Annotated in this window: 4 protein-coding genes; 2 read left to right on the top strand and 2 right to left on the bottom strand. The window is 71.5% G+C overall.

The features are described from left to right. The coding region (locus D180_RS08645; RefSeq protein WP_017912479.1) for a ligand-binding sensor domain-containing diguanylate cyclase at positions 1-3,078 on the bottom strand (3,078 nt) is incomplete at its 3' end. Between the two features lie 282 nt (positions 3,079-3,360). Between D180_RS08645 and D180_RS08640 the strand changes: the two genes are divergently transcribed. Further along, positions 3,361-3,999 carry a response regulator transcription factor gene (locus D180_RS08640; RefSeq protein WP_017910914.1) on the top strand — a complete coding sequence of 213 codons (639 nt, stop codon included), beginning with the start codon at positions 3,361-3,363 and terminating at the stop codon, positions 3,997-3,999. A 94-nt stretch (positions 4,000-4,093) separates the two neighbouring features. Next, positions 4,094-4,444, top strand: coding sequence for a DUF5713 family protein (locus D180_RS08635; protein ID WP_010344517.1), 351 nt, complete (start codon positions 4,094-4,096; stop codon positions 4,442-4,444). Between the two features lie 186 nt (positions 4,445-4,630). Here D180_RS08635 and D180_RS08630 read toward each other — a convergent pair. After that, positions 4,631-6,392, bottom strand: a 1,762-nt coding sequence (locus D180_RS08630) for a PAS-domain containing protein (RefSeq protein WP_017912477.1), incomplete at its 5' end; no start/stop codon positions are given.

Here is a 6,392-nt window from a genome sequence, read left to right as displayed (position 1 = left end):
CAGTTCTTCCGGTGCGCCGCCGGCCAGCAGCGCGTGCAGGCGCGGCCGGTCCGGCGCCGCGCCCGGGGCCAGTCCCACCCAGGCGTCCTTGCCGGCGCCCTTGGCGGCGTAGAGGCAGCGGTCGGCCAGGCCCACGCTCTGTTCCCAGTCGCCCAGCGCCGGCCACGCGGCGACGAACGGCCACGGGGCGAAGCCGATGGAGCAGGTCAGGGTCAGTTCGCGCTCGGCCAGCGCGAAGCGCTGCGTCGCCACCGCCGCACGCAGGCGTTCGGCCAGGTCGCTGGCGACGTCTTCGCGCGGCAGGCGGGTGACCAGCAGGAACTCCTCGCCGCCCCAGCGCGCCAGCAGGTCGCGTTCGCCGCACAGTCCGCGCAGGCGATCGGCGCAGTGCACCAGCGCGGCGTCGCCGGCCTGGTGGCCGTAGTCGTCGTTGATGCGCTTGAAGTTGTCCACGTCGATCATGAAGAAGTACAGCGCATCGGCGCTGCTGCCTTCGTCCAGCGCCGCCAGCAGGGCCGGGCATTCGCGCGCCAGCCAGTCCTGCAGCTCGCGGCGGTTGGCGACCTGGGTCAGCGGATCCAGGCGTGTGGCCGCCTGCAGGCGCGCATTGCTCTGCAGCAACTGCTGGTTGGCGCGTTCGAGCTGGCGGGTGCGCTCGGCCACGGTCAGGTTGAGCAGTTCCACCATGTCGCGCTCGCGGTTGACCGTGTGCCGCACCCGCTGCAGCGCCAGGCCGAGCAGCGCCAGGCCCAGCACGACGTAGCCGGCGTAGGCCAGCGGATGCCGCCAGGGCGGTGGCAGCACCTCGATCTGCAGCCGCCGCGCGCCACCGAACTGGCCGTCGCGCCCGGCCGCTTCCACCACCAGCGTGTAGCGGTCCGGTGGCAGGTGGCTGACCGAGAAGTCGCTGTGCGCGGTCTGCGGGTATACCCAGCCCTTCTGCAGCCCGTCGACGCGGTAGCGCAGGCGTGCGGTGCCCGGGGCGGCGAAGTCGATCGCGGTCATGCCGATGGTGAACACGTTGTCGCGATGGTCCAGGGCGATGCGCTGCGCGTAGACCACGTCGCTCTCGGTCTGGTTCTCGCCGCCGTCGCGGTCCTCGCCGGCATTGAGGATGCGCAGGTCGGTGAGTACTGCGCGCGCCTGCGGGCTACGCAGCGGCAGGCGCGTGGGATCGATCACGTCCACGCCCTGGGTGCCGCCGAAGTACAGCAGGCCGTGCGCGTCGCGGTAGCCGCGGCCGCTGTTGTACTCCTGGTTCTGCAGGCCGTCGCGGCGGCCCAGGCTCTGCACGATGCGCGTGCGCGGATCCAGCACGCTCAGGCCGTTGTTGGTGCTCAGCCACAGCCGCCCCTGCGGATCCGGCAGGATCGTGTAGATGACGTTGCTGCTGAGCCCCTCGCGGTCGCTGTAGCGCAGCGCCACGTCGCGCTTGAGGTCGATGCGGTACAGCCCGCCGGAGAACGTACCCACCCACAGCACGCCGTCGTGTTCGTACAGCGACCACACCGACGGGTACAGGGTGCTGCCGCGCGGGCGGTAGGGCTCGGCGGGACGGCCGCTGCGCATGCGCCACACGCCGCAGTCGTTGCAGCCGATCCACAGCGTGTCTTCGCTGTCGCGGTAGACCCGGGTCAGGGTGTGCCCGTTCAGGGGTGCCCAGCGCGGATCGTTGCGCACGCGCCCATCGACCACGCGGGTCAGGCCGCGGCGGGTGGCCACCCATAGCGTGTCGCCTTCCAGCAGCAGATCGTTGACGTGCTCGTCGGCCAGCCCGCCCAGACGCCGCACTGTGCCGTTGCGGTCCAGGCGCCACAGCCCCTGGCGCGTGCCCAGCCACCAGCCGTCGCGGTCGGCGGCGATGCTGCGGATCGCCTGGCTGGCCAGCCCGGGCACCAGTTGCCAGGCGGCACGGCTGCTGTCGCGCAGCAGCAGGCCCTGGTCGGTGCCGATCAGCATGCGCTCGCCGTCGCGCCAGATGCTGCGCACGCTGCTGCTGGGCCACGCATGGGTGTCGCTGACGCGCTCCTCGTCGTTGCGGATCACCGCCGACAACGGACGCACCCGGTACAGCCCGCCGGTGTAGGTGCCGATCCACCAGGTGCCGTCGGGTGCCTGGTAGAAACGGATGATGGCGCTGTTGGGCGGCATGTCGAAGCTCAGCCGCTGCGGCGCATGCTGCGCGCTGTCCAGTTGCGTCACCGTGGCATTGGTGGTGCCGACCAGCACGCGGCCGTCGTGCAGCCGGATCAGCGCGCTGAGGTCGCTGCCGCCGGTGGCCAACTGCGCTGGCGTCCAGTGCGCCAGCACCGCGCCCTGCGCATCGAGCTGGAACAGGCCGCCGCTCGCCGAGGCCAGCCACAGCCCTTCCGGGCCGGACTGCAGGCCCACGCATTCGTCGATGCCGCGCGGTGCCGGCAGTTCCTCGCGCGCGTCGCGGCCCAGCCGCCACAACCGGCATTGCCGGTCCAGTGCGACCGGTTGCTTGCCGTCCGGCATCCAGGTCAGGCCCACCACCGGCGCATCGCCGCCCAGCGGGCGCGCCCGCTGCAGGTCGGCCTCGACCCGGTCCATGCCGCGTTCGGTGCCCAGCCATGCGCCGCCCTGCGGATCGATCAGGATCTGGGTGACGCGGTTGTGCGACAGGCCCTGCTTCGCGTCGAGGCGGTGGTGTTGCCAGGTGGCCAGCTCGATCACTTCCAGGCCGGCGTCGTTGGTGCCCAGCCACAGGCGGGTGCCGCGCGGCTCGAAGCCGATGCTGTCGATGCTGCTGCTGAGCAGGCTCTGCCGGCTGTCGCTGCCGAGTTCGCGCCGGTAGGCGCGGAACAGATGCCCGTCGAAGCGGTTCAGGCCTTCCTGCGTGCCGACCCACAGGAAGCCTTGGTCGTCGCTCTGCAGGGCGTTGATCGACAGCTGCGACAGGCCCTCGTCCAGGCCGAAGTGCTCCAGGCTGCTGGGCAACTCGTCGTCGCTTGCGGTGACGGCCGCGGACACGTCCGGCGCGAGCGCCAGGCACACGATGAGGCAGGACGCGGCCAGCGGCAGGCGGCCCAGCAGATTGGAGAACGAGACGGTCACGCCGTGTTATCGGCCATGGTGGGGCCGGCCTTGAATGCGCGACCGAGGACGCCTTGCTGCGCGCTGCGGAGGGCCACGCGCGGCGTGGCGGTGCTGTGCGCGGCGTCCTGCACGAGTTTCTCCGCAGGCACCCGGCACGCCGGTCTCGGGCAACCCGCCGCCGCCCGATCGGACCCCGCGCACTCGGCATCCAGCGGCCACGCACGTACACTGCGGGTCCTGCGCGTTGTCCGCGCCCACCCGACGCCGCGTTGCAGCGTCATGCCAGCCGCCTTCACGCCCATGGATGCCCCGACGATCCTGGTCGCCGACGACCACCCGCTGTTCCGCGCCGCCGTGCTGCACGCGCTGCGCCAGGCCTTGCCGCGTGCCCTGGTGGTGGAGGCGGCCAGCGCTGGCACCCTGGACGCCGCGCTGGCCGCGCAGGCCGATGCCGACCTGATCCTGCTGGACCTGGCCATGCCCGGCGCGCGCGGCTTCTCGGCCCTGCTGCACGTGCGCGGCGAGCGCCCGGACGTGCCGGTGGTGGTGATTTCCTCCAACGACCATCCGCGGGTGATCCGCCGCGCGCAGCAGTTCGGCGCGGCCGGCTTCATTCCCAAGTCCTCGCCGGCCGAGACCATCGGCATTGCGGTGGCGGCGGTGCTCGACGGCGGCACCTGGTTCCCACCGCTGACCGCGGCGCGGTCGGAGGCCGACGCGCAGCTGGCGGCGCGCCTGGCGCAACTGACCCCGCAGCAGTTCCGGGTGCTGTTGTGCCTGGCCGACGGCCTGCTCAACAAGCAGATCGCCTACGAACTGGGCCTGGCCGAGAACACCGTCAAGGTCCACGTGACCGCGATCCTGAAGAAGCTCGAATGCCACAGCCGCACCCAGGCCGCGGTGCTGGTGAAGGCGCTGGAGCCGGAAGGCGAGGCCTGAACCGGGCGCCGGCGGGGGGCGTTTTCTGCGGCGCCCGGATACGCGATGCTATGCGCCGATGCCCGCGCCCCCCGCGGGCGGAGACCACCGGACCATGCCCACCACGACCCTCCGCAACGAGCAGACCGCCCACTATCCGTTCCTGCAGGAGATGCTGGACGACGACTACTTCCCCCCGTCGCTGGTCGGCAAGGGACAGAAGATCCTGCTGCGGTTGTGCGAGGCGATCGAGGCGCAGGCACCGGCGGACCTGCCGGCGCTGTACCGGCTCACCCATGCCGCCACCGAAGAGTTCAACAAGCTGGCGTTGGAGTTCGAGGCCCACGACAGCGAGATCGAGACCGCCGCAAGCGAGAACATCGGCGTGGATTTCCTGCACATCGCCAAGGCCTATGGTTTCGAAGACGCCGACGTCGAGGAACTGATCGCGCCGCGCGAGTGGTAGAGGCATCGCTGCGCGCCCGTACCCTCACCCCAACCCCTCTCCCGGCGGGAGAGGGGCTAACGCGCGGCGCCGCCGGCTTTTTCCTTCTCCCCCGGGAGAAGGTGCCCCGCAGGGGCGGATGAGGGTACGGCAGCTAGAGATCCAAACTCCCCGAACCCAAAACCAAACCAAACCCAAGCAAAAGCCTCACCCACGCCGCAGCAACATCTGCGTCATCAGTGCGCGCAGGGCTGGCGCGCGGACCGGTTTGGCCAGGAAGCCCCAGCCGCGGTCCTGTGCCAAGGTGCGCAGCGCTGGATCGGCTTCGGCGGTGACCAGGATCACCCGCGGCTCGGCCTGCCAGCGTGCGCACAGCTGCGCGAACAGGGTCGGGCCGTGGCAGTCGCCCATGCGCACGTCCAGCAATACCAGTTCCGGCGCCTGTGCCGGCTGCGCCGCGGCCAGCGCCTGGTCCGGGCCGGCGGCCAGTTCCACCTGGCAGGCCCAGCGCGTCAGCAGGGTCCGGCTGGCCTCGCAGACCCGCGGGTCGTCGTCGATGCACCAGACCCGGCAGCCATGCAGGATCGGGTCGTCGCCGTTGTCGCTGGCCATCGCCGCCGGCAGCTGGCGTTGCGCCGCAGCGGCATCGCCCAGCGGCACGGTCACCGAGAACACGCTGCCGCGGCCCAACTGCGAGCGCAGGCCGATACGGTGGCCGAGCAGGCGGCCGATGCGCTCCACGATCGCCAGGCCGAGGCCGGCGCCGCGGTCGTTGGCGACGCCGTCGCCAAGCCGGCGAAATTCTTCGAAGATCTCCTGCTGCAGGGCGTCGGGAATACCCGGTCCCTGATCGTGCACTTCGATGCGCAGCTGCGCACCGTCGCGCCGGCAACCCAGCAGCACCCGTCCGCGCGGGGTGTAGCGCACCGCGTTGGACAGGAAGTTCTGCAGGATGCGCCGCAGCAGGGTCGCGTCGCTGCGCACGGTGGCGCGGGTCGGTACGTAGTCCAGGCGCAGCCCACGGCCTTCGGCGACGATGCCGAACTCGCGTGCCAGGGTCTGCAGCAGCGGGTCCAGCGCCAGATCCTGCACCTGCGTCTTCAACGTGCCCGCTTCCAGTCGCGAGATGTCCAACAGGCTGTTGAGGATCGCGTCCTGCGCCGCCAGCGCGTTGTCGACATGGTCGGCGATCTGCCGCGCATCGGCCTCGTGCAGCTTGCCGCGCAGCGCCGAGACGAACATGCGCGCGGCGTTGAGCGGCTGCAGCAGGTCGTGCACCGCCGAGGCCACGAAGCGGGTCTTGTAGCGGTTGGCGTTCTCGGCCTCGCGCTTGGCCTCGGCCAGGTCGTGGGTGCGCTCGGCGACGCGATGCTCCAGCGCGTCGGCCAGCGAGCGCAGTTCGCGCGCGGCGTTCTTGTAGCTGGTGATGTCGGCGTAGCTGGTCACGAAGCCGCCGTCGGGCAGCGGATTGCCGCGGATCTCCAGCACCGTGCCGTCGTCCTTCTCGCTCTCGCGCATGTGCGGACGGCCGCTGCGCAGGTGGTCCAGGCGGCGCTGGATCGCCGCTTCCACCGGGCCGGGGCCGAGCAGGCCGCGGCGCGCGTTGTAGCGGAACACATCCTCGATCGGGCGCCCGACCCGGATCAGTTCCGGCGGGAAGCGGAAGATCTCCAGATAGCGCGAATTCCACGCCACCAGGCGCAGTTGCGCATCGATGATCACCACGCCCTGCGGCAGGTGCTCCAGGCTGCGGCTGAGGCCGGTGTCGGCCTGCTGCGCGGCCTGCACGATGCCGTCCTGGGCGGTGCGCAGCTCCTGCGCATGCTGCTGCAGCAACGCCTCCAGTTCGCGCCGGCTGCGCTGGCGCAGCCGTGCCAGGCGCTGGCGCTGCTGGAACAGCAGGCCCAGGAACGACAGCGCCAGCCAGATCCCGGCCGCGGCCAGCGCGGCGGCGCGGCCGGCCGCGCGG

It is taken from the genome of Xanthomonas sp. SHU 166, assembly GCF_000364685.1.
GTDB lineage: Bacteria > Pseudomonadota > Gammaproteobacteria > Xanthomonadales > Xanthomonadaceae > Xanthomonas_A > Xanthomonas_A sontii.
The sequence above is the reverse complement of the archived record's forward strand: the minus strand, read 5'-3'. Positions and strand labels throughout refer to the sequence as shown.

Excerpts from the sequence above, each read along its gene's own strand:
- D180_RS08640 (WP_017910914.1), top strand. The coding sequence starts at position 3,361 with ATGGATGCCCCGACGATCCTGGTCGCCGACGACCACCCGCTGTTCCGC.
- D180_RS08635 (WP_010344517.1), top strand. The coding sequence starts at position 4,094 with ATGCCCACCACGACCCTCCGCAACGAGCAGACCGCCCACTATCCGTTC.